This window comes from Paraburkholderia suaedae, assembly GCF_040812055.1.
Lineage (GTDB): Bacteria > Pseudomonadota > Gammaproteobacteria > Burkholderiales > Burkholderiaceae > Paraburkholderia.
Map to the genome: position 1 here is coordinate 19,883 of NZ_JBFOAH010000002.1, position 19,011 is coordinate 38,893.

The 19,011-nt window shown below is 56.0% G+C and carries 20 protein-coding genes and 1 tRNA gene; 10 read left to right on the forward strand and 11 right to left on the reverse strand.

From position 1 onward, the window contains the following. The first annotated feature begins 112 nt into the window (after window positions 1–112). Both ABQJ48_RS03500 and ABQJ48_RS03505 read left to right on the forward strand, forming a co-directional pair. The gene (locus ABQJ48_RS03500) at window positions 113–706 is read left to right on the forward strand and encodes a DUF1439 domain-containing protein (protein ID WP_367836014.1); all 594 of its coding nucleotides are present in this window, start codon (window positions 113–115) and stop codon (window positions 704–706) included. 86 nt (window positions 707–792) lie between these two features. Further along, window positions 793–1,629, forward strand: a complete 837-nt coding sequence (locus ABQJ48_RS03505; RefSeq protein WP_367836015.1) for an undecaprenyl-diphosphate phosphatase — start codon at window positions 793–795, stop codon at window positions 1,627–1,629. A 173-nt stretch (window positions 1,630–1,802) separates the two neighbouring features. Here the strand turns inward: ABQJ48_RS03505 and trmB are convergent, their stop codons facing one another. Both trmB and ABQJ48_RS03515 read right to left on the reverse strand, forming a co-directional pair. Next, window positions 1,803–2,606, reverse strand: a complete 804-nt coding sequence (gene trmB / locus ABQJ48_RS03510; protein ID WP_367836016.1) for a tRNA (guanosine(46)-N7)-methyltransferase TrmB — start codon at window positions 2,604–2,606, stop codon at window positions 1,803–1,805. A gap of 436 nt (window positions 2,607–3,042) precedes the next feature. Then, window positions 3,043–3,116, reverse strand: a tRNA-Gly gene (locus ABQJ48_RS03515). A gap of 215 nt (window positions 3,117–3,331) precedes the next feature. Between ABQJ48_RS03515 and ABQJ48_RS03520 the strand changes: the two genes are divergently transcribed. The 3 genes from ABQJ48_RS03520 to ABQJ48_RS03530 are packed head-to-tail and all read left to right on the forward strand — an operon-like array spanning window position 3,332 to window position 6,762. Then, complete coding sequence (locus ABQJ48_RS03520; protein WP_367836017.1) at window positions 3,332–4,780, forward strand: hypothetical protein; 1,449 nt, start codon at window positions 3,332–3,334, stop codon at window positions 4,778–4,780. 16 nt (window positions 4,781–4,796) lie between these two features. After that, entirely contained in the window at window positions 4,797–6,239 is a 1,443-nt protein-coding gene (locus ABQJ48_RS03525; protein ID WP_367836018.1) for a hypothetical protein, read from the forward strand. 34 nt (window positions 6,240–6,273) lie between these two features. Continuing rightward, a complete protein-coding gene (locus ABQJ48_RS03530) occupies window positions 6,274–6,762 on the forward strand; it encodes a hypothetical protein (RefSeq protein WP_367836020.1) in 489 nt (162 codons plus the stop codon). A gap of 38 nt (window positions 6,763–6,800) precedes the next feature. Here the strand turns inward: ABQJ48_RS03530 and mcrC are convergent, their stop codons facing one another. The 7 genes from mcrC to ABQJ48_RS03565 all read right to left on the reverse strand — a co-directional run bounded on the left by mcrC (window position 6,801) and on the right by ABQJ48_RS03565 (window position 14,606). After that, complete coding sequence (mcrC, locus tag ABQJ48_RS03535) at window positions 6,801–7,850, reverse strand: 5-methylcytosine-specific restriction endonuclease system specificity protein McrC (RefSeq protein WP_367836021.1); 1,050 nt, start codon at window positions 7,848–7,850, stop codon at window positions 6,801–6,803. Continuing rightward, window positions 7,847–10,291 carry an AAA family ATPase gene (locus tag ABQJ48_RS03540; protein WP_367836023.1) on the reverse strand — a complete coding sequence of 815 codons (2,445 nt, stop codon included), beginning with the start codon at window positions 10,289–10,291 and terminating at the stop codon, window positions 7,847–7,849. The genes mcrC and ABQJ48_RS03540 overlap by 4 nt, the downstream gene beginning before the upstream one ends. Before the next feature lie 513 nt (window positions 10,292–10,804). Further along, window positions 10,805–11,323 carry a hypothetical protein gene (locus ABQJ48_RS03545; RefSeq protein ID WP_367836024.1) on the reverse strand — a complete coding sequence of 173 codons (519 nt, stop codon included), beginning with the start codon at window positions 11,321–11,323 and terminating at the stop codon, window positions 10,805–10,807. 18 nt (window positions 11,324–11,341) lie between these two features. Then, window positions 11,342–12,193 (reverse strand): hypothetical protein, encoded by an 852-nt coding sequence (locus tag ABQJ48_RS03550; RefSeq protein WP_367836025.1) that lies wholly within the window; start codon window positions 12,191–12,193, stop codon window positions 11,342–11,344. A gap of 202 nt (window positions 12,194–12,395) precedes the next feature. After that, window positions 12,396–13,043, reverse strand: coding sequence for a hypothetical protein (locus ABQJ48_RS03555; protein ID WP_367836027.1), 648 nt, complete (start codon window positions 13,041–13,043; stop codon window positions 12,396–12,398). A 170-nt stretch (window positions 13,044–13,213) separates the two neighbouring features. Beyond that, window positions 13,214–13,729 (reverse strand): hypothetical protein, encoded by a 516-nt coding sequence (locus ABQJ48_RS03560; RefSeq protein WP_367836028.1) that lies wholly within the window; start codon window positions 13,727–13,729, stop codon window positions 13,214–13,216. Window positions 13,730–13,775: 46 nt separating this feature from the next. Beyond that, window positions 13,776–14,606, reverse strand: a complete 831-nt coding sequence (locus tag ABQJ48_RS03565) for a hypothetical protein (protein WP_367836029.1) — start codon at window positions 14,604–14,606, stop codon at window positions 13,776–13,778. 269 nt (window positions 14,607–14,875) lie between these two features. On the opposite strand from ABQJ48_RS03565, the gene ABQJ48_RS03570 reads away from it, so the two are divergent. After that, on the forward strand, window positions 14,876–15,100 hold the full coding sequence (locus ABQJ48_RS03570) for a hypothetical protein (protein ID WP_367836030.1): 225 nt from the start codon (window positions 14,876–14,878) through the stop codon (window positions 15,098–15,100). Then, window positions 15,097–15,372, forward strand: coding sequence for a hypothetical protein (locus ABQJ48_RS03575; RefSeq protein WP_367836031.1), 276 nt, complete (start codon window positions 15,097–15,099; stop codon window positions 15,370–15,372). Before ABQJ48_RS03570 ends, ABQJ48_RS03575 begins: the two co-directional genes overlap by 4 nt. Window positions 15,373–15,404: 32 nt before the next feature. Here ABQJ48_RS03575 and ABQJ48_RS03580 read toward each other — a convergent pair whose 3' ends face one another. Further along, window positions 15,405–15,803 carry a helix-turn-helix domain-containing protein gene (locus ABQJ48_RS03580; RefSeq protein WP_367836032.1) on the reverse strand — a complete coding sequence of 133 codons (399 nt, stop codon included), beginning with the start codon at window positions 15,801–15,803 and terminating at the stop codon, window positions 15,405–15,407. A 197-nt stretch (window positions 15,804–16,000) separates the two neighbouring features. On the opposite strand from ABQJ48_RS03580, the gene ABQJ48_RS03585 reads away from it, so the two are divergent. From ABQJ48_RS03585 to ABQJ48_RS03595, 3 genes are read left to right on the forward strand one after another with little or no spacing between them, the layout of a single operon-like run. After that, complete coding sequence (locus ABQJ48_RS03585) at window positions 16,001–16,480, forward strand: MarR family transcriptional regulator (protein ID WP_367836033.1); 480 nt, start codon at window positions 16,001–16,003, stop codon at window positions 16,478–16,480. A 58-nt stretch (window positions 16,481–16,538) separates the two neighbouring features. After that, a complete protein-coding gene (locus ABQJ48_RS03590) occupies window positions 16,539–16,871 on the forward strand; it encodes a hypothetical protein (protein WP_367836034.1) in 333 nt (110 codons plus the stop codon). Between the two features lie 42 nt (window positions 16,872–16,913). Beyond that, window positions 16,914–17,273 carry a hypothetical protein gene (locus ABQJ48_RS03595; RefSeq protein ID WP_367836035.1) on the forward strand — a complete coding sequence of 120 codons (360 nt, stop codon included), beginning with the start codon at window positions 16,914–16,916 and terminating at the stop codon, window positions 17,271–17,273. A gap of 113 nt (window positions 17,274–17,386) precedes the next feature. On the opposite strand, the gene ABQJ48_RS03600 is transcribed toward ABQJ48_RS03595, so the two are convergent. Beyond that, window positions 17,387–18,532, reverse strand: a complete 1,146-nt coding sequence (locus ABQJ48_RS03600; RefSeq protein WP_367836036.1) for a tyrosine-type recombinase/integrase — start codon at window positions 18,530–18,532, stop codon at window positions 17,387–17,389. Window positions 18,533–19,011 lie beyond the last annotated feature (479 nt).

The window sequence follows — 19,011 nt, forward strand, 5'->3', positions numbered from 1 at the left end:
CTGACGCCCGTTAAGTGAATGACCTTTGCCATGCGGACCAGTCCATCCCGCATCGGCCCAACCTTGAGCTAACCCAACCGAATGCTCGGAAAGCCTTCCCCGGAGATTTCGCATGACTCGATCCGCAGCGCCGGCCCGGCGCCGTTTTTTGGGAGCCGCGCTGACAGCGTGTAGCGTGCTTGGCATCACCCTTTCGCTCGCGGCGTGCGCAACGCCGATTTTTCCGTTCATTCCGTCGCACTACACGTTCTCGCAGCAGCAAGTGCAGGACGCGGTGCAGCGCAAGTTCCCGTATCAGCGCACGGTCTCGCAAGTGTTCGATGTCGCGCTGACCCACCCCGTGGTTGGTTTGCTGCCGGACGCGAACCGCGTCTCGGTCAAGCTGGACGCGCGCTTTGCGAGCCCGTTCATGCCGCAGCCGGTAGACGGCGTATTCACGCTGTCGAGCGAACTGGCCTACGATCCCGCCAGCCGCTCGGTCGTGCTCAAGTCGCCGAATGTCGACAATGTGACGGTGACCGGCCAGGCACAGGCCTACACGCAGCAGATCAACGCGGCCGCCGCTCTGCTCGCGACACAGTTGCTAACCAATTATCCGATCTACACGTTCAAGCCGGAACAACTGCAATTTGCCGGCGTGAGCTATGAACCCGGTACAATCACCATCCTTACAAACGGCATACGCGTCCAGATCGTCGAAAAATGACGAGGCGCGCGGCCGGCAGGGCCGCGCGCGTATGAGACTTTTCGAGCCGGCCCTGTCCCTTCCGTTCTACGCGATGAGGAGCAGGGATGGACTGGCTACTGGCTTGCAAGGCGCTGATTCTGGGCGTCGTCGAAGGGTTGACGGAGTTTTTGCCGGTGTCGAGTACGGGGCACCTGATCGTCGTCGGCAGTCTGCTTGACTTCACCGACCAATACGCGAAAACCTTCGATGTCGTGATCCAGCTCGGCGCGATCCTCGCCGTCTGCTGGGAGTTCCGCCGCCGCATCGGCAGCGTGGTGGCCGGCCTGCCGAGCCGGCCAGACGCGCGCCGCTTTACGCTCAACGTGATCATTGCGACCATTCCGGCGATTGTGCTCGGTCTGCTTTTCGAAAAATCCATCAAGGCCGTGCTGTTTTCGCCGGTACCGGTGGCGTTTGCACTGGTGGTCGGCGGCCTCGTGATTCTCGGGGCGGAGGCTCGCGAGCGGGCGCGTGGCGACGCAGTGGTGCGGGTGCGCGACGTGGACGATCTGAGCGCGCTCGATGCGCTGAAGGTGGGCTTCGCGCAGTGTTTCGCGCTGATTCCGGGCATGTCGCGTTCGGGCTCGACGATCATCGGCGGGATGCTGTTCGGGCTCGAGCGGCGCGTTGCGACCGAGTTTTCGTTTTTTCTCGCGATTCCGATCATCTTCGGCGCGACCGCTTATGAGCTCTACAAAGACTGGCATCTGCTGTCCACCGACGCGCTCGGCAACTTCGCGATCGGCTTCGCGGCGGCCTTCGTCAGCGCTTTTATGTGCGTGCGCTGGCTGTTGCGCTACATCGCGTCGCATGATTTCACCGCGTTCGCGTGGTATCGGATCGGCTTTGGGCTGTTGATTCTGCTGGTCGGCTACAGCGGTGCGTTGAGTTGGACCGACTGACGGTTCCAGTTTGACAGCGCCATGAAGGTCCACGTTGGTGGACTTTTCGGATTGCTGACCAAGCCCAGGCTCTTGCGAGCGTGGGGTCAAGTTTCTCAGGCTTGGTAGCGCGCCATGCGTCGCCCGGCGCGGTGGATTTCGCTATCGGCCAATCACGGCTTCCCGCCCGGTTTTCACTGCGTGCCGCGTTTGCGGAACACCAGATCCCACACCCCATGGCCGAGCCGCAGCCCGCGACGCTCGAACTTCGTCACCGGACGATACTCGGGGCGCGGCGCATAGTTGTCGGCGGTATTCTCGAGCGCGGGCTCGGCGCCGAGCACTTCGAGCATCTGTTCCGCGTAGTTCTGCCAGTCGGTCGCGCAGTGCAGGTAGGCGCCGGGCTTCAGCCGCGACGCCAGCAGCGCGACGAACTTCGGCTGGATCAGCCGGCGCTTGTGGTGACGCGCCTTGTGCCACGGGTCGGGGAAGAAGATGTGCACGCCGTCGAGGCTCTCGGCCGCGATCATTTGTTCGAGCACTTCTACCGCGTCGTGCTGAATGATGCGGATATTCGCCAGCGACTGGTCGCCCATCAGCTTGAGCAACGCGCCCACACCGGGTTCGTGCACTTCGACGCCGAGGAAGTCGTCGCCGGGACGCTGCGACGCGATCTCCGCGGTGCTCGCGCCCATCCCGAAACCAATTTCCAATATGCGCGGCGCCGTGCGGCCGAACACCGTGTCCCAATCCGGCTGCTCGTGCGCGAAGGGCAGCACGAAACGTGGGCCGAGCTCGTCCATGGCGCGGCGCTGGCCGGTCGACACGCGGCCCGCGCGGGTGACAAAGCTGCGGATGCGGCGACGGTGCAGCGCTTCCTCGGGTGCTTCCTGCGACGCTTGCTGCAGTGTGGCGTCGCCGGCAGGTTGGCCTTCGGATTCTTGCGATGTAGTCGGGAGTTGTTCCGGCAGGCCGGTGTCGTTGGGATCGTGGATCATCGTCGATGCTGCTGCTAGGGTGAGGGCTGTGCGGCTTGCGGGCGACAGAAAGGGCCTCGGCCGCGCTAACGCGGCGGGAGCCGGCAATTGTCCGCGCGGCAGGCAGATGGCATACGCAGCGCGCGCTATGCCGGATCGCCGCCGCTACAAAAAAGCCGCCTTCGTGGAGGCGGCTCATGCTTGGTTTCGGCTGAACGCGTCAGCCGGAAGGTGGAGCGGGCGTTGCAAGTGCGCGTACGGTAGCACAACCGAAAAGGGTGCGTCCAGACGAAGGGTGGTTGATGTCGTCGCGCTGAAGGGAGCGACGGGAACGTAGCCGCGGGTGGGACACGGGGACTAACAATTTTTTTGGGACTGACTGTGCCTGGTCGAACGCGGCTGAGCCCCGTTGGACCTCCCCGAGCCGCGCTGCGGGGACGCCCTGGCTGGAAATGTCTGGAGCGGGCGATGGGAATCGAACCCACGGCTCTAGCTTGGGAAGCTAGGGTATTACCATTATACGACGCCCGCAGAGCCCGCTATTTTACAGGGGTTTCGGCGCTTTGGGGAGTCGGAATCGTGTTCAGTGGCGTGAAAAGTGTATGCACTTCGGGTTCTTTTGCTGGCATCGCTGCATCGCAGCGCCGTCCGGGGCCGCTCGCGGCCGTCGAGAGGCGCGTGCGAGCGGGACATCCGTGAAAGCCCAGCGTATCATCATCCGACTCACGATCATGGACTATTAAGCAATGGCGTCGACCGGCATTCCGTTCCAAATATCAAGCTACACGCAATTGGAAATCGACCGTTTTATGGCAATCGCCGAGCATTGGACCAACGCGGCGCGGCACGTCATCATTTCGTACTTGATCGTGGAGGTCGCGGGGACGACGTGGCTTCATTGGGCTATCGTTCGTCATATTTACGAAACGGTTCGGCCAAGCTTGCTTGAGCCGTCGGTCGTGTCGATCGGCGGGGTGACGGTTGGGCGGCTGGCGATCGATCTGGAGAGCGAAAACTTCGATCTAGATCGAATAGTCCAGTCTGGGCAAATCGAACTGGACGGACAGATTTACGCGCTTCCGCAGGCCGATGGCTCATCGTTAAACGCAACGTTCTTCGCGGACAGCCATCCTCAGGTTCAACTTGGTCAAGCGAGATCGCCCGCACTGATATTGTCGGCTGGAAGATCGCCGAGTATTGAGGGTCGGATGCTGGCAGATCTGGAAAATCGTCTTCGATCCCTGGATACGCCGTACGATGGCATGGCCGACCTGCTAAATGAACATCTTTTGCCAACGGCAGTCTTGCAGCGACCGGAAACAGCGATTGAGATACTACTTGAAAAGCCAGCGGAGACCATCGTGGCCGACTCAAGGATCGCCAATAGCAAGCTTTCGGTCAAGATAGTCGCAAGCCCGCGTATTGACACATCCTTACTGAAGGTGGGTGTAAAGGTTGCGCCGGAGGGGCAGACAGCCAAGAGATTGTCGATCGGCGGGGCGCCCCTCAACTGGATTATTCAGGATGACGGGTTAAAAGGTGCGATTGTCGAGCAAGATGTTGGCGATACGCCGGTCTGCCAAGTCTTTCTGAGTTACGCGGGGCACCACGTTTCCCGTTGGTGGGTCGGTGATCCTACGCGGTTGCCCAGTCAGCGCGCGGCATTCCTTGCACAATTCGATAAGGACCTCGCAAAGCTACGCGAAGAACTCTTGTCGCGCGACTCACGTGGTCACCCGTTCGAACGAGTTTTGGCGCTGGTGCTGGAAGAGCTCGGATTCGACTGTATGTATCTTGGCGAGGTATCCCACTTGCAGGAAGCACCAGATATTTATTGTGAGACCCCGACTCGCAGGGTCGCAGTAATCGAGTGCGCGGCAGCCGTTACGAACTCCTCCGAGAAGCTTTCGAAGCTACACCAGCGCGTGCTTCGTATAAAGGATGGCTTTGCCGCACAGCGACTCGGGAACGTTCAGGTGAACGGAGTCCTCGTCACAAAGCACGGAGATGCAGAGATCGGGCCGTTTATCGAGGAAGCAGGACGGTTTGGATTGGGCATCGTCGGCTTTTCCGCGTTGACGCGTCTTGCGGATGGATTGCGTTTCAGGACTCAGCCCGATGCACTATACGATGAGCTTTTTGGCTCCGTTCAACGATCGGCGGATTTGTTCGATCAAGTTGGCGTAGCTCAGTAACCAGGTACGGTGAGATATGACTCTGTTGGTGGCTGGCGTAGACAGGCAGTGCGTGTGGATGGTGGCGGACACAGCAATCACAAGGGACACGATGCCTACAAGAGATCGCGCGTACCGCCTCAAGATCACTCCGCTCGCCGGCCGGTCGTTGCTCGGATTCGCGAATAATGCAGACGAAGGCGTGCGGGTTACGGACATCGTCTCGTCTACCGCTCCGGGGAAGGCCGTCCTCGATACGCTATACCGGGAGCATCTTGCGCATCCAGACGTCGATTTCGCGTACGCGTACTTGGACGCGGATCAGCCACGATTGTTCAAGATCGCCGAGGGTGTTGTAACTGAGGTCCAGACTTTATATCTAGGACAACGAGACGCATTCGAAGCGCTCCAGCGTGCTCGCCACACGACCGAGATCGACCACGCGCCTGAAGCTATGCATACGTTCATGTGCGGTCTTGCTGACCTGCGACCGAACAAGGACATGGCTGAAATCGTCGTGCCGGAGGCGCTCAGCCGAACTATAGTCGCCATGCAGAATGTGTTCGTGGCAACAGGTAGTCGGGATGTGGGTGGGGTCGCAATACCGTACGTTGCCTCGCCGTATGGGACGCAGATATGTGACTACGCATATGCGGTCACTGACGCCATCCTTTCTGATATTCGGGCCGGGACCGTCATCCCACATGGAACGGCACAAGGAGGGGGATTTAGCGTGTGTGTGACGGATGTCAGGGGGCGAGACGGACTGGTCATATATTGGTTGCAAAAACCGGGCGGCAAAGTGATTCTTCGCGACGGAAGGACATACGTTGAACATGACTTCGCTGGTTCACCGTCGGTGTTCAAGGACGCAGTCCGGCAAGCACTTGGATGCGAAGTTGAGTTGTTTTTTAGCGAGGCGGGGGCCGGGCCGATTCGTTCGCTGCACACCTTGGTAGACCAGTCGGGTCGACCCCGCCTATCAGTCGCCGTTGGAGAACAGGGGCTCACGTTCGCATGGGTACAGAATACACCCGACTCTTTTCGTGCGAAGCAGGCCATACCCTTGGAGAAAATGACAGCGGTGGATGCAGCAGAGAGCGGTCCAGTGGCAGTTACCCTAACGGACAACCGGGACTCCCTTGCCATTGGCATACCTTCGACGGGTGAAGGTGCGACGCATTTATCGCTGATGGCACACGAAGTTGACGCTTTGATTATGCGTCTCGCCGAACTGCGCGCGTCTATGAAAGTTGCTGTACCTAACGAGCTGTCTTCGCCTTCTAGGCTGATCGCTCAACTGGACCCGGCGTGGCGCACTAGACACGAGGTACATCCCGACGCGCAGGGAATCTTGTTGAAGCTCCGGCACAGTGGCTACGGATGGCAGGCCTACTTGTTGCCCTATCACGAAGCGCAAGCCTTGGGACAATGGCTGGTGGACAATTCCAAAGACCCCAACGGGAACACACCGGAGTGACAGCAAACGGTCCGGGGATATCCGGGGAGGCATCATGCAACGCGAAATGTTGATAGGTTGCGTTCGCACGGCGCTTTCATTGATAACCGAGCCTCGATTTTTCGAAACGGAACGTGGTTTCCAAGGAGCGCTTCTCGCCGAACTTCACCGACTTGTACCGCTGCCGATTGGTACCGTGATCGAGCAGGAATATCAGAAGCGCTTGCAGCAGCACGGTTTATCGCAGCGACCCGATATCATCATTCACGAACCGTTTGACCCGACCCGACATCGAACCCCGGCCGAAGGCAATCATGCCGTGGTTGAACTCAAATTAAAGGCCACGCGAGCGCAAGCGGTTGTTGACTTCGGCAAACTCTGCGTCATCATGGACGTGCTCGAATATCCGCTTGCGATATTCGTCAATGTCGGATCGCTGGTCAATCATGTCGAGGCTTCCCCACCTGCATTGCGCGGCCGCCTCGTCTGCTTCGCTGTTTGGAAAGAAGGAGCAAGCGTCAAGGTGACTGAGGATCGGACATAGTTGGTCGCGTACCTTCGTGTATGCGTTCGTCATCGACGCTACGCCGTTGCACTGAAAATCGCGACCAGCTCGTCATGAATGTGAGGCCATTGCTGACTCATATCCACCGTGTGCAGGGACACTTCGAACCCTTGGATGCGATAGCGTTCAGCCACAGTACGGTCCACTTTCGGATACACCAGCATCCCGCGCACGTCTTCGCGAGACTGCGCCCTGTAGTTCGTGAGATAGCCCATCAACTGGTACAGGTTTTCAACGTGGAATTTTTCGGCGCCAAAGCGGCTCACCATTGTCTTCTGGTAGTACTTGGCATCAACGATCAGGCACCGGTTCCCACGGCGTAAAGTTATGTCTGTTTCCATCCTTGGCAGGAAGGACAACGTTGGATCGGTCTCACTGTTGGCTTCCCATGCAATATGATTTCGCCCTACCTGCCACCCGTCGATCTCTTGCCTTGCGAATTGGTAGAGGAAATTCTGGAAGACGTTCGACATGATGCGTTCGTCGCGCACGAAATCATAGAAGCGGAATTTTCCGTTTTGCGGGTCAACTAACGAATTATCCTGGATCAGTCTGCACACACTCAGCAGGAAGCGGTAATACCGATTGTTTCCATGTAGTTGGACTTTCCGATAGGTGTGACCCGTGACATTGATCTCCGAAATCCCTGACAGCTGCTTGCGGAGCTGATGCACTCGGTGCCGCAGCTCGTCGTGGAGGTCGGCGTGGTTTTCAAGGATGCGAAGCGTGCTTTTGATAATCTGATTGGACCGTGTATCTACGGTCAGCTCGTCAAACACGCACGCGGCCTTGCCATGCTTCGGCAGAAAGCGTCTCGCCGAACGAAGGACATCAATGCGGCCTCGGACGCCGGCGATTTCTTCTTCCCGCGACTCGTAGCCCTGCTCCAAACCTCTTCGCGCAAGGTGTTCAACACCTTGTACTAAGACAACGGCCAACAGATCTAGTACGTTTTCACCAGGCAGCCGGTCAAGATCTGTCAGCTCCGCTTGCCGCAGATAATTCCACGCATAGCAGAGCATGTAATAGACGTTGCGGATAGGAATGCGAGTTTCAGCTACGCTCATTCTTGCATCAACCGACGTAGCCAATCCCCGTGCTGGTCGGGGTCATCGAACCAGTACTCTTCAAGCAGGGGGGAGATTTCTGATTTGATCACTTCCCGATACCATTCGACGTCCGGAACGGTGCCCGCGTCATGGTCTGGGCAGAAATAGCTGTGCCCAATGCGAAATCCTCTGCCAAGGTTTGCCGTATCCTTGGCAATGGCACTGTTAAGGGCTTCCATGTCGCTGCAGATACGCTTGATCAACGACTCGTCGGTGCCTTTCGCAAGCATGCTTGTCTGATATTGCTGCGTATCGAAACCGGGCTCGACGTCTAGGAAAGCAAAGCGGCGACGAAGTGCGTAATCCACCATTGCCAGCGATCGGTCCGCTGTGTTCATCAGCCCAATGATGAATACGTTGGGCGGCACGTAGAAAGTTTCCGATTCGCTTTCTGCATAGGTCAGTGGCACGGCCCATTCCTCGCCGCGCTTGTCGGATTCAATGAGCATCATCAATTCGCCGAACACCTTGCTTAGGTTTGCCCGGTTGATTTCGTCAATGATGAACACATACGCGCGGTCACGGTCTGCTCTAGCTTTGTCGCAAAACGCGTGAAACACGCCGTTTTTCTTCCGGAAGCCGGTTCCATCCGGGCGGTAGCCTTGGATAAAATCCTCGTAGGCATAGGCTTGGTGGAACTGCACCATCCCAAGGCGAAGCGGATCCTTTTCCCGCATCATCAGGTAGGCAAGCCGTTTGGCTGCATAAGTTTTTCCGACGCCCGGCGGCCCTTGCAAAATGAGGTTCTTTTTTTGACCTAGCCTTCGAACCATTTCCTCTAGTCGCGGCCTGGGAATGAACACCTCCTGAAGAGCATCGTCTATGGTATATGGTGTGGGCGACAAGACTTGTTGAGAGGCAACAGGCGCAGACGGTTCAAGTATGCGGATGTAAGTGTCGATCATCCGGTCAAGTGTCTCCGTGATTGCGCTCGCATCTATTTTTGTGGAGGTTGGCGTCGCAATCGCGACCCAAGATTCGCCGTATCTTTCCGGTTTCTTGCCGTGCGCCGTGTCAAAGTACTCGTGGATCGTTTGGATGTCTGCTGGCAGCGATCCCCACTGCAAATCAGGTGCTTGTGTATCGCTAACGCCGTAAGCTAGGATCAGTACCCCCTGCTCACGGTAGTACAGCAGGACCGGATAGATTCCCTTGGATGTGACCTGTCCTTTCCCGAGGAACGATACCCAAGGAACCGCTGCAAAATTTCCGAACCCAAAACTGAGCTTGATCTCAAGTCCTCGATAACTGCTAGGGTAGCTTGAGGTCGATTGAGATGTTCGCTCATCTGCCTGCCTGATAAATCGTTCAACGAGATCGGCGATAAAGCGCTTGGCTTCGATTTGAAAGCCCAGATTGCGCAGAGCCTTGAAGGCTCCAGATTCCTCGCCGCCCTTGAATTGGTCTCTCGGTAAATCAGAGCCGGTGGCAATTCTCGCGGACAGTTGGAGAACAAGTTTGGGAGGGTAGCGGCGATCCTCGTAGACCAGATCGTACCTCGTGGATTCTGCACCAGCGGGTACACCTTTCTGGTCGATCTCTTCGAGCGCCTTCAGCACGTGCGCGCGCGTCAAGCTCTGCGTCGCCTCTGTAAAACTACTGGCTCCCCATTCTTCCCTTAGCGGAGATACGTAAAAGTCGAGTTGTTTCGTCCCATACTGCTGTTCGTACTTTTGACGAATACCAGAGAGGATTCTGTCGACATCAACACCGCTTAGGCGAGAAAACGGCCTTCCCTCGGTATCGCCCAAAGCATTGACTATCTTTTCTCGGTCTCCTCCGCCGAAGATGCGTTCGAAGGAGTCCGGGAACAGCAGGAACAGGAGCATGTGACGAAACTGGCGCTTGTCTGAATCAGGTTGGAGGCTCAACCAATCCGCAAATTGCCAGGCGTCGCTGATGAGGCCCTGTCTATCCTGAATGGGGAGTTTTTTGAACGCTGAGAAAACGGAAATCGCGTAATTTAGCTCGCGCCAGCGGTGATTGTTGTAGCCCGATCCGGCACTCCCAACACCTTCCAGCATTTCCGCGGACAACCACCCATCCGCGCTGTTAGGTGCCGGAGATCCACTGGCCTCCCAGAGTTGGCGAATCTCTTTCGATTTGGATTCGGCTCCAATGTTGCTCGGACACAGCAACATCAGCCAATTCAGTTCGGCAGCGAGGTGAAATATGGTGCTATTACCTCGTTCCAACTGACTGCGGAGCTTGGTCCAGTAGCCTCCATCACCTTCGTCAAGATCACGCGCGGTCGAATTGCTAAGCTCGGTGAATTTTTCGCTCGTCCATAGTTTTTCCTCTGAGAACACTGAACCGTCTAACAACAGCGCATTCTCTTTCCAATGTTCCGCAGCCTGCAGCGCGAAGGCCGCATTATTATTACCGCAATATCGGCTCATGAAGACCCCGGTTTCTTAACCCAAGCGTTTATGGTTAGCAGATGAGAGCTATGTAAGGGTGAAGTCTATCAGCCTGAGCACAAGCAGAATACTACGTGCCGGAACCGCTCCGGAAATCTCTTCAACGCCACAGAGGGAACGGCGGCTGCCCTTGAAACCCGCCGCTTGCTGAAAGAGGTGTGCGTCGGCGAAGACGGGTCGAGCTGAGACGACTAGCCCAGTGCAGCATTATTAGCGTATGCCGTGTTGCTCCCAGCATGACAAAGCTGGGATAGTCTTCGCATGGAAGGCATCGATCCCAACGACGATTTTCGGGCGCTTACCGCCGACCAGATTCGCAGACTGGCGATGGCCACCCAAGACGATTTGGCCGGGGGGCCTACCGCGTACCGAATTCTGCGACAAGCTGGTGCAGACGCTCGAAGAAGTGCCGGGGTACGAGTCGGGCGACGTTGGGTCGGCGCTGATCGATTCGGCATGGGCTGAGTACACCCAACCTCACCGTGGCGTCACTCACCGGCGTGTCAGCGCTTGAAGCACCAGTCCGACGATTTTGAGCACGGTATCGGTAAGCCATGGGAAATTGCTTCGCCACCACGGCGCGTTTTGCTCAGCCCCGGCGCCAACAGCGTCGTCCGACTCGGCCATTACATATTCCGAGCATTCGGAAAAATGACCGGTATCCAGGACCCTGTATTGCACTTCCCAATATTTGTCGTACTCTCCCTCGGTAGTCGGAGCACCTGTTAGTCCCGGGATTGCTCGCGAGGATTCGAATAACTGGACCTCGGGACAGAGACCTCGTGCAATGAAGTTGTCCCGTCCGCCCGCGCTGAATGGCCCTTCGCCGACCACACGGATAATAGGCGCTCGAAGTTCGGCGAGGTTAATGGAGTCTTCGAAGGGCCAATCGTTAGCAATGGCCAGAGTGTGCGCCCGGCGTTCGCAACGATTGAGGATAGGGCAGCGCGCGGGTAACTTTTGCGTTCGCGAGAACTCGAAGTACTCGGATTTATTGTTTAAGTTAGGCATCAGCAAATCAGTTGGGGTTCAATTTTGGGAGACACGCTGCACAACCTCGTTCATCGAATAGTGCACGAACTGCTTGCCCAGTTCAGTAAGGACGTATTGCTTGTTGCCGTCGAACGCTGATTCGACGGTGGCATTGGCTGAGCCTGGTGGCTTACGCACCGCTTGCTTGCGCAGAAATTGCCCATCGGCGTTTGTGTCACGCGCTTGTCGAATGACACCGCCGGTACTGAGATCGCGGATCAGCAGCTTGTATAGGTCAGCTTCCGCCGAGTCTTCGCGAACAAGATCGCCGTAGATCGCAGACCAGATATCAAACCGTGTGGAGCCGGGATTGCTGAAGATTTCGCGGATCACTGCCAGATGGGATTCATGATAAGTGTCCAGCCAGTCGATGAAGAGCCGAACAACGTCATCGGAACACAGGCGCGTCCCAGCAGCGTTCGTCACGAGGTTTGCCACGTAGCGGCGCTTTTCTTCGGTGTCTGCCCTGTCCCAAGCGCGAAAGGCTTTCCGAACGATGTCTAGATATTCGTCGCTCGCGAGCCGCTCATCGATATCATCGCCGATTGCCTCGAATCGCTGACCGATATCTTGCATGGTCCCACTGAGGGTTTCCATCTTGGCTTGATGTTCTTCGAGCCATTGCGTCTGGAGGGACGATGCATGCAGACCGGCCTCCTCGGTCTTCATGCTCGCGAGCGCGCTGATGAATCCGCCGACCCATGGAATGCTTCCGAGCGCCGCCAAAGCAAACTTTTCGAGAATGCGGCGTTTCGTGCTCGGGTTAAGCCGTTCGAGTTGAGTTCTAATCCGATCGACGGTCGAATCCGTTGGAACGATCGTGTTAGCTGTGCTGTCATCCGAATTCATCCGGCCTCCACGCATTGCGCTTTAGGGCACAGACAATTCTACAGCACAGGTTCTTGGATTTTTGCGTAGACCGAGCGATAGCAGGTGTCGGCAACCGCCCGTAGCCAGTGTGTTGACGGTGTCGGGCAGTGCGAAAAACACTCGCGCTTCGCAGTAGGAGAGACGCGTAGCGTATGACGGAAGCAGACCTTCGGCTGAGTGTTTATTCAGCACCGGTACCCGTTGCAAAGATGTCAGGAAATTCGTCTCCGCATAGATTCAGAAGGGCGTCATGGATCGCGCTATCTTGTTCTGCGCTGTCCGAATGAGCACACAAAGCAAGATAAAAGTTATTTTGCTCCTGCACTCCAAAGATCAACCACTCACCGGTCAGTTTTCGCTTGGTGGCGCGATCCTGATAGCCTTCGATCACGAGTTCGTGAGCCAACCTTCCTTGCCAGCCAGCAGCGGACGGATTTTGGTTTTCCTCTGCTGCGACTTGCGCACATAACTTGTCGAACTTGTCGCTCTCCGAGCCAGACAAGCCCCACTGGTTGGAGATGTTATGCATAAGAAAGCGCGGATCGAAGAAATGGACCTTCCATAGCCCACGCAGAGGTTCGTGCTTGAATGGGCGGGGTTTCGCGGTGCTGCTGCGATTTGGACCGCGCCCTTCAAGTTGTTGTATTACGTCGGCAATCGCAAAGGTGTTGATGGTCCGTTGCTTCCACGCGCTGGCCAATTGTACGAGCGAGAATTTGCTCAATCTTGAGGTGTCGATTCCAGCGATTCCGGCGTTCGATTCAGTGAACGACTGAATGTCATCCTCGGATACGCCGAAACCAGCCATGATGCTCGGATCAAGCGCCACGATTCGTCCTCTCTTCTAGGGAGGGGCGGCTGCGACGTCCCCCGTTGGCAAGACAACGCGGTCGGCGGGATAGTTTCCGCATGAACGATACGTCAAGTCACGGCTTTTTTTCGCCCCTACCCGAACGTTTGTTTCTCCGAGAATTGGTTGCTCGCAGCGGTGCCATTACGTTAAAGGGATACCGTCGACGGCCCGTCAGGGTTGGCGTCAAAGAACGCGTCTGCGTCTCGGACGAAGCGGAAGAAAAGACGCCAATGGGCTTCGGCCATGTTAATTCCCACTTGAAAATTGATTCCGTACCTCGCGCATCGCGCGTAATGGCCAAACATATAGAGCGCCACTTGTTGGTCTAATTGGCTGCTATCAATCAGAATTTGAATCTCTTCGAAAAACGTTAAAAATTTACGTTTTCGATCCCAGATGTCGGGGTTCGCTAGCGCGACATCGTCTGAGTCAATTAAGCAGAGAACTGCATATAGCTCTGCGTTATCAAACAATCGCCGGTGTTGATTTAAGAAAAACTCCGTGCGTTTCAGTTTTGCTGCCGCGTCTCGGTCAACAAATTCCTTTTCACGTTGTTCACCTAGACGTTTTAGCTCGTGACGAATTTTATATAGTCCGACCAGGCCGAATACTACCGCGGCTGCGGTCCCAATCGCCTGCCAGAACACACCCCACTCGGACATGAGCATGCACGTGGACGTGTACCAGAGGCAAAATAAGCTAGGACTGTTAGCCATCTGATTGGACTTGTTGCGCGTCGTGAATGACGTATCGTTTAACAATGCCTTGCGCACTTTCGACTGAGGAAACTTTGAGAATTAATTTACCGGTTCGTCCATCTACTCGACGGGCCATGGAATCTACGACTAATCTCTTAACTCTATTTCCAGAGCTCCCAGATATTTCAAAGGAAATCACTTTTCCGTCATCGTCAGAGTACAAACGCCCGAAGTCGCTCAGGACGTTAAAGCGAGTAATATTCCCCTGTATTGTGCGTTTCTCCGATTTGACTTCACGGACCGTAACAAAGTCGCGAGTGTGAGAATCCATCGTCAGAACGTCTCCCTTACGTGGGCGTGCTAGGGTGATGCTCACGGTTTCGTCAGTTGTAATCGGGCGTTGTAGTTCCCTCATCGCTGACTCTAAGGCATCAGCGATCTCGTGAATAAATTCGGAGTCTCGGCGAATAGCTGCTTCGACAAAAGGAGTCTCCGGCTGGAAGGGAAGCCCGAGGGCGGCTGACCAACAGCAAGTTAGATAGTCCCAGAAGCTATTAACCAGCTTACTCGGTCCGATCTTTTTAATCGTTTTCGGGTGGAACCGTATGTCAATGCGTTCTTCAAAACACCCTTTCATTGAGGAGTGGATGAATGTTTGAACGCCATGTGCGCCGTCCGCGCGCGTGCGAATCTGATGATCATTTGCAAACGCATGGCTCGCGATATTGATACCTCGCGCAATGCCCATTATCGTTCTTGCCCCGTCATGCAGATCAAGAATGCCGTCGTCGGCGGTGCCACCCTCCACTCGAAGAAGGGCGCTGACTTCTTTTTCTTCCATGGTCTATTCTTTGTTTTGTGGATTGTTCCCGTATTTTTTAGCACGGTAGCACAAATTCTGACGGCCAACGGGCGTGGCAGCGATATCGTGGAGCGAAGCAGCAATAATATGCCTGTCGCATCTAGCCTTATCATCGAAATGCCGTAGATGCACACCATTGACCTTGAACGATTAGAGGGTGGTCCGCGCTGCCAAGCAGTATGGCGAAAACACTGTGGCGACGAGAACACCTCCTTGTCAGATTGCCGCATCGCCCGGATAGTCGTCGCATGGACGACACTAAACACAACAGCGATCTCCCGCCTCTCACTGCCGGCCAGATTTGCGAACTGGCCGCTGCCATTCGCGACGTTTTCGGAGGCAACCTTTCTCGGACGCAGTTCGCCGACAAGCTGCTGATGTTTCTTGAGGATGTGCCCGGATACGAATCCGGTGACGCCTCGTCATCGCTCATTGAGTCGGCCTGGGCCACGTATCACAGGGCGGAAGAATGATTTCGCCACTCTTTCATGTCGGCGAGGTCGTTGCAACGCGCCAAGTCTTCGCGCATCTTGAATACCACCGCATCGCGGCATTCTCATATCTGAAGCGTCACGCGTGTGGAGACTGGGGGACGGTGTCGCCCGAGGATGCAGAGGCAAACCGGTCTGCGGTCGAGAATGGTGCGCGAATCGTGTCGAGCTACGACATTGCAGGAAAACGGGTCTGGATAATCACCGAAGCAGATCGCAGCGTGACGACGCTGCTGTTTCCGGACGAATATTGATTGGCAGAATGGATTGGGCCCGGCCTTGCAGGCTATTTGCGTCGATGGCCCTTGCCCGCATGCTTCGCCTTGAGCATATCGGTCAGCTGCTGCACGAAATTGACGACGAGCGCGCGTTCGTCCGCATCTAGCCCATTCAGTGCATTTGCCACATTCGCCAGTTGATCGTCAGGCCGCTTTGAACCGCGCTGTAATAGCTGATCCACTGAGCATTCCAGTGCATCGCTCAGTTGTTGAAGGCGATGCAGCGTTGGTACTCGCGTTCCGCGTTCCCACCGGCTGACTGCCTCTTGTTCAAGGTCGATCATTTCTGCGAGCTGCGCTTGCGTCAGCCCGCGCGCGCGTCGTTGTTCGGCAATGGCGCTCCCGACACGTGCGGCAAGCAATGCGTCTTGAGCTTCGTCGGTAGGCGGGGTAGGTCTGATCGGCATAGAACAATATGGTGGTCTTCATTCCGAAATTGATGAACAACCATATTGGAATTATATATTCCAATATGGTTGAATTTCAAAGATTTTTCCCGTATTGTGCTGGGAAGGCCTGATCGGTTGGGGAAGTCACAGACACCGGCAGGCTAGGGGCCACCATCAATCGGAGGCTTTGTTAGTTCCAGAAGAATCACCGATCTATGACTACGACCGACTCACTTTCCCGATTTCATACCTTCATGGCTGCCTACGAAAGCTGCCGCTCATCCGCGCTTGGTAGCGCGTTGCAAATGACGCCGGTGGCTGCACGTGCGCTTGGCTTGATCTGCGCGTTTCCCGGAATGACCCTGCATGAATTGAGTTGCATCCTCGGAGGGAGTCAAGGTCAGGTCATCGGGGCCGCGTTTGACCTGCATCACCTCGGGTATATCGAACGAATCGAAGAGCGGAATGACGAAGGGCGGCGGCTGCTTCAACCGATCAGGGAGCGTATGCTTGGTTTCGACGGTTATCATCGCCTCGTCAACAACCTTGCGGCCGAGGCTGGGATTGCTGAACAACTGGAAGCGTTGCTTCCGAGATTTCAGGATGTGCTGCTAAAGGCTCTAGAGGAATTGCAGGGCGACGCGCAGAGCGTCCAGTATCAGGCACAGCGTCGGATCTTGTCGCGTTTCGCGTGATCAATGCCGGCGATCTTCCAACGCATCGATGTCACGATTTGCTGAACGAGATCTGCACATGCAATTCGAGAAGTTGTTCGAAGAAAGGGTATGGCCGGAGACGCCGGAGCGCCTTGGCGTCATGTCGGTTGATTCGCTCAACCGCGGATGGAAGTTTGTGGCCGCAGAGTTCGGCTATCTCATCGCACACGCGAAGGACGGCAAGGATGCATTGCTTGGTCGCATGTGCAGGCGCGATGATGGAAAGTTCTGCGTCGAAATCGTTGTGCGTGCCCCAATCGAAAACAATGCGCTTGGCCGTTACGTGTTCTGGCATGTCGATTCAACCGATAAGCAGCGTTACGCCCGGCGGCTTTATGAGGTAATGCGTAGCCACCTCGATAGGCAGTAGATGAAGAAATTTGATAGTCACGATATAGAGTAGGGAGCCAACATGCTGCGCCCGACTAAAGAAGAGTTTCGGCGCTGGGGTGTAACGGGACTCAGGTTCTTCGGAACGTACCTGCACCGCAATCCGCGCTTTTACAAATACACTTGGCAAATATGGACGCCCGATTCGCCGCTCGAAGGATCGGAATTCTTCGAGCACGGTCCGCGCTATAGCACGGCGCAATTCGTTGAAATGGAGAAGCGGTTGTTCGATGCTGGCGCGTCGGGATTCATCTACAACCGACAACTGCCTCGTCTCGGGCTCGGTACGCCGTTTGACTTGACGTACCCCCGATGGGCAGACCGGGAATGGGCGCTCGCATGGGAAGATGACCCGGACGCGGAATGGAATGGGCACAAGTGAACGGGACACACAGCCGTGGTTTGCTTTGCCGTGAATCCCGGTTTTGTACGCCTATTATAAATCCTCAAAGTGCCCCAAATTCAGGCGAGCTGGAATCGTCAAATACTGCAGATTCATGCGGGTTGCAGCAGCGAGTCGATGACTTTTACGGCCTTGCGACTTGCGTCATTCGGGCTCAAGTGAGCGTAGCGTTGGGTCATCTTCGGATCGCTGTGCCCGAGCAGCACTGACACTTCATACAGGCTGACACCAGCCTTGACCAGCTTGCTCGCGAACGTATGGCGAAACGTGTGCAGCGTAACGCGTCCACCGCGCTCCTTCACGGCAGCCGGATCGTTTAGTCCGGCGCGCTCGATCGCCTTCTTGATTGACTTCGTGCTGTAGCCGCGTTCGTTGCCGGTGCGATCCTCGAACACATATCGTTGACCCGGCCTGCGTTCGTCCCACCGACGACGGAGGATCGTTTCCAGCCGGGACGTCATGTACAGCACGTCCTCGTTTCTTACCTTGCTCCGGTACAGATTGATTGTGCAGGCATCGAGGCTAATCGCCGACCACGGAATGTTTGCGACCTCAGAGTAGCGACACCCCGTATCTAGCAGGAAAACCGTGATGTCGTAGTTATCCTGCACATTCCGCGTCATCTCGGGTGTCCGCATTTCTAACGGCTTTAAACCGTTTCTAAGCCGCTCCGGATCGAGTTCGAGCAATAACGCCGACTCCTCGCTGGAATCCAGATATCGAAGCCTATAAGAAGTCTTAAGCGCGGGAAACACGATCTCGCGATTCACTTTGAAGCCGAGCTTCGTCATCTCGTTGATGGTCGCGCGCAGCAAACCAATCTCGTGCTTGATCGTCGCGGGCTTGTCGCCTTCGGCTTTGCGTTTCGCAACGAGGACTTCGAAATCGCGCGTTGTCAGTTCGTGCAACCGCGTGTCGGGCGAAAATCCATAGCAGGGCAGCTTCGCCTTCGTCTTCGAATGAAGCTTGTACCCCATCGCTTTACGGATACCCGACCACATGCCGCTGTAATAGGCGGTGCCCTTGCGGGCCTCCACGTACTGCTCCAGCGCATCCTTTACTGTGATTTCGGGTGAGTCACCGAGGTATCGTTCGCTGTGGGCGCGGTTGCGGAACTCGCGTTCGACTTGCGCGGCCTTCGTCTTGTTCGGCGTGCCGGTCGAGCCGAAGAATTTCTTGCCCTGAATCTGGAACTGGTAGTACCAGTTTTTGCTGTTGTTTCGGCGGATGAGTGTCATGTGTGTTGCTCCTTACAGAATGTAATTGATGAGCAACACCATCCGGGCTGACACGGAGTATGACAACAGCTTTCGCCCATGCCAGCGAACAAATTTCCGGGAGAGATTGCGGCCGCAGACAGCGACATCTCCGGCCACGTCGCTCGGGCGTTACAGATAACTCGCCCCTTTAGCAACTCAGGAAAAAGAGCTTATCTATTTTTTAATGAACACCCCGCGCCTGTCGGGCAATTGAAAGCTTATTCAGGTTCAGGACGAGAGCAATGGGGCAAAGAGAGGAGGGGGCGGAGCAGGTTATGAATTGGAATGGACGTTCGCGCGGCGCGCTAATCGGTGTACAGGCTGTATGGAAGAGGGCACGCGCGGTGCAATTTCGCAGATAAGACGCCGCTTTATCAACACAAGCAAAACACTTGTCTACGAATTGATGAATATCCGCGCGCTTGTCGGATCGGGGGGCAGACCAGTGATTTGACAGT

Excerpts from the sequence above, each read along its gene's own strand:
- ABQJ48_RS03550 (WP_367836025.1), bottom strand. The coding sequence starts at position 12,193 with ATGAATTCGGATGACAGCACAGCTAACACGATCGTTCCAACGGATTCG.
- ABQJ48_RS03520 (WP_367836017.1), top strand. The coding sequence starts at position 3,332 with ATGGCGTCGACCGGCATTCCGTTCCAAATATCAAGCTACACGCAATTG.
- ABQJ48_RS03500 (WP_367836014.1), top strand. The coding sequence starts at position 113 with ATGACTCGATCCGCAGCGCCGGCCCGGCGCCGTTTTTTGGGAGCCGCG.
- ABQJ48_RS03580 (WP_367836032.1), bottom strand. The coding sequence starts at position 15,803 with ATGCCGATCAGACCTACCCCGCCTACCGACGAAGCTCAAGACGCATTG.
- ABQJ48_RS03575 (WP_367836031.1), top strand. The coding sequence starts at position 15,097 with ATGATTTCGCCACTCTTTCATGTCGGCGAGGTCGTTGCAACGCGCCAA.
- ABQJ48_RS03565 (WP_367836029.1), bottom strand. The coding sequence starts at position 14,606 with ATGGAAGAAAAAGAAGTCAGCGCCCTTCTTCGAGTGGAGGGTGGCACC.
- ABQJ48_RS03585 (WP_367836033.1), top strand. The coding sequence starts at position 16,001 with ATGACTACGACCGACTCACTTTCCCGATTTCATACCTTCATGGCTGCC.
- mcrC (WP_367836021.1), bottom strand. The coding sequence starts at position 7,850 with ATGAGCGTAGCTGAAACTCGCATTCCTATCCGCAACGTCTATTACATG.
- ABQJ48_RS03525 (WP_367836018.1), top strand. The coding sequence starts at position 4,797 with ATGACTCTGTTGGTGGCTGGCGTAGACAGGCAGTGCGTGTGGATGGTG.
- ABQJ48_RS03505 (WP_367836015.1), top strand. The coding sequence starts at position 793 with ATGGACTGGCTACTGGCTTGCAAGGCGCTGATTCTGGGCGTCGTCGAA.
- ABQJ48_RS03595 (WP_367836035.1), top strand. The coding sequence starts at position 16,914 with ATGCTGCGCCCGACTAAAGAAGAGTTTCGGCGCTGGGGTGTAACGGGA.
- ABQJ48_RS03540 (WP_367836023.1), bottom strand. The coding sequence starts at position 10,291 with ATGAGCCGATATTGCGGTAATAATAATGCGGCCTTCGCGCTGCAGGCT.
- ABQJ48_RS03560 (WP_367836028.1), bottom strand. The coding sequence starts at position 13,729 with ATGTCCGAGTGGGGTGTGTTCTGGCAGGCGATTGGGACCGCAGCCGCG.
- ABQJ48_RS03590 (WP_367836034.1), top strand. The coding sequence starts at position 16,539 with ATGCAATTCGAGAAGTTGTTCGAAGAAAGGGTATGGCCGGAGACGCCG.
- trmB (WP_367836016.1), bottom strand. The coding sequence starts at position 2,606 with ATGATCCACGATCCCAACGACACCGGCCTGCCGGAACAACTCCCGACT.
- ABQJ48_RS03600 (WP_367836036.1), bottom strand. The coding sequence starts at position 18,532 with ATGACACTCATCCGCCGAAACAACAGCAAAAACTGGTACTACCAGTTC.
- ABQJ48_RS03545 (WP_367836024.1), bottom strand. The coding sequence starts at position 11,323 with ATGCCTAACTTAAACAATAAATCCGAGTACTTCGAGTTCTCGCGAACG.
- ABQJ48_RS03570 (WP_367836030.1), top strand. The coding sequence starts at position 14,876 with ATGGACGACACTAAACACAACAGCGATCTCCCGCCTCTCACTGCCGGC.
- ABQJ48_RS03530 (WP_367836020.1), top strand. The coding sequence starts at position 6,274 with ATGCAACGCGAAATGTTGATAGGTTGCGTTCGCACGGCGCTTTCATTG.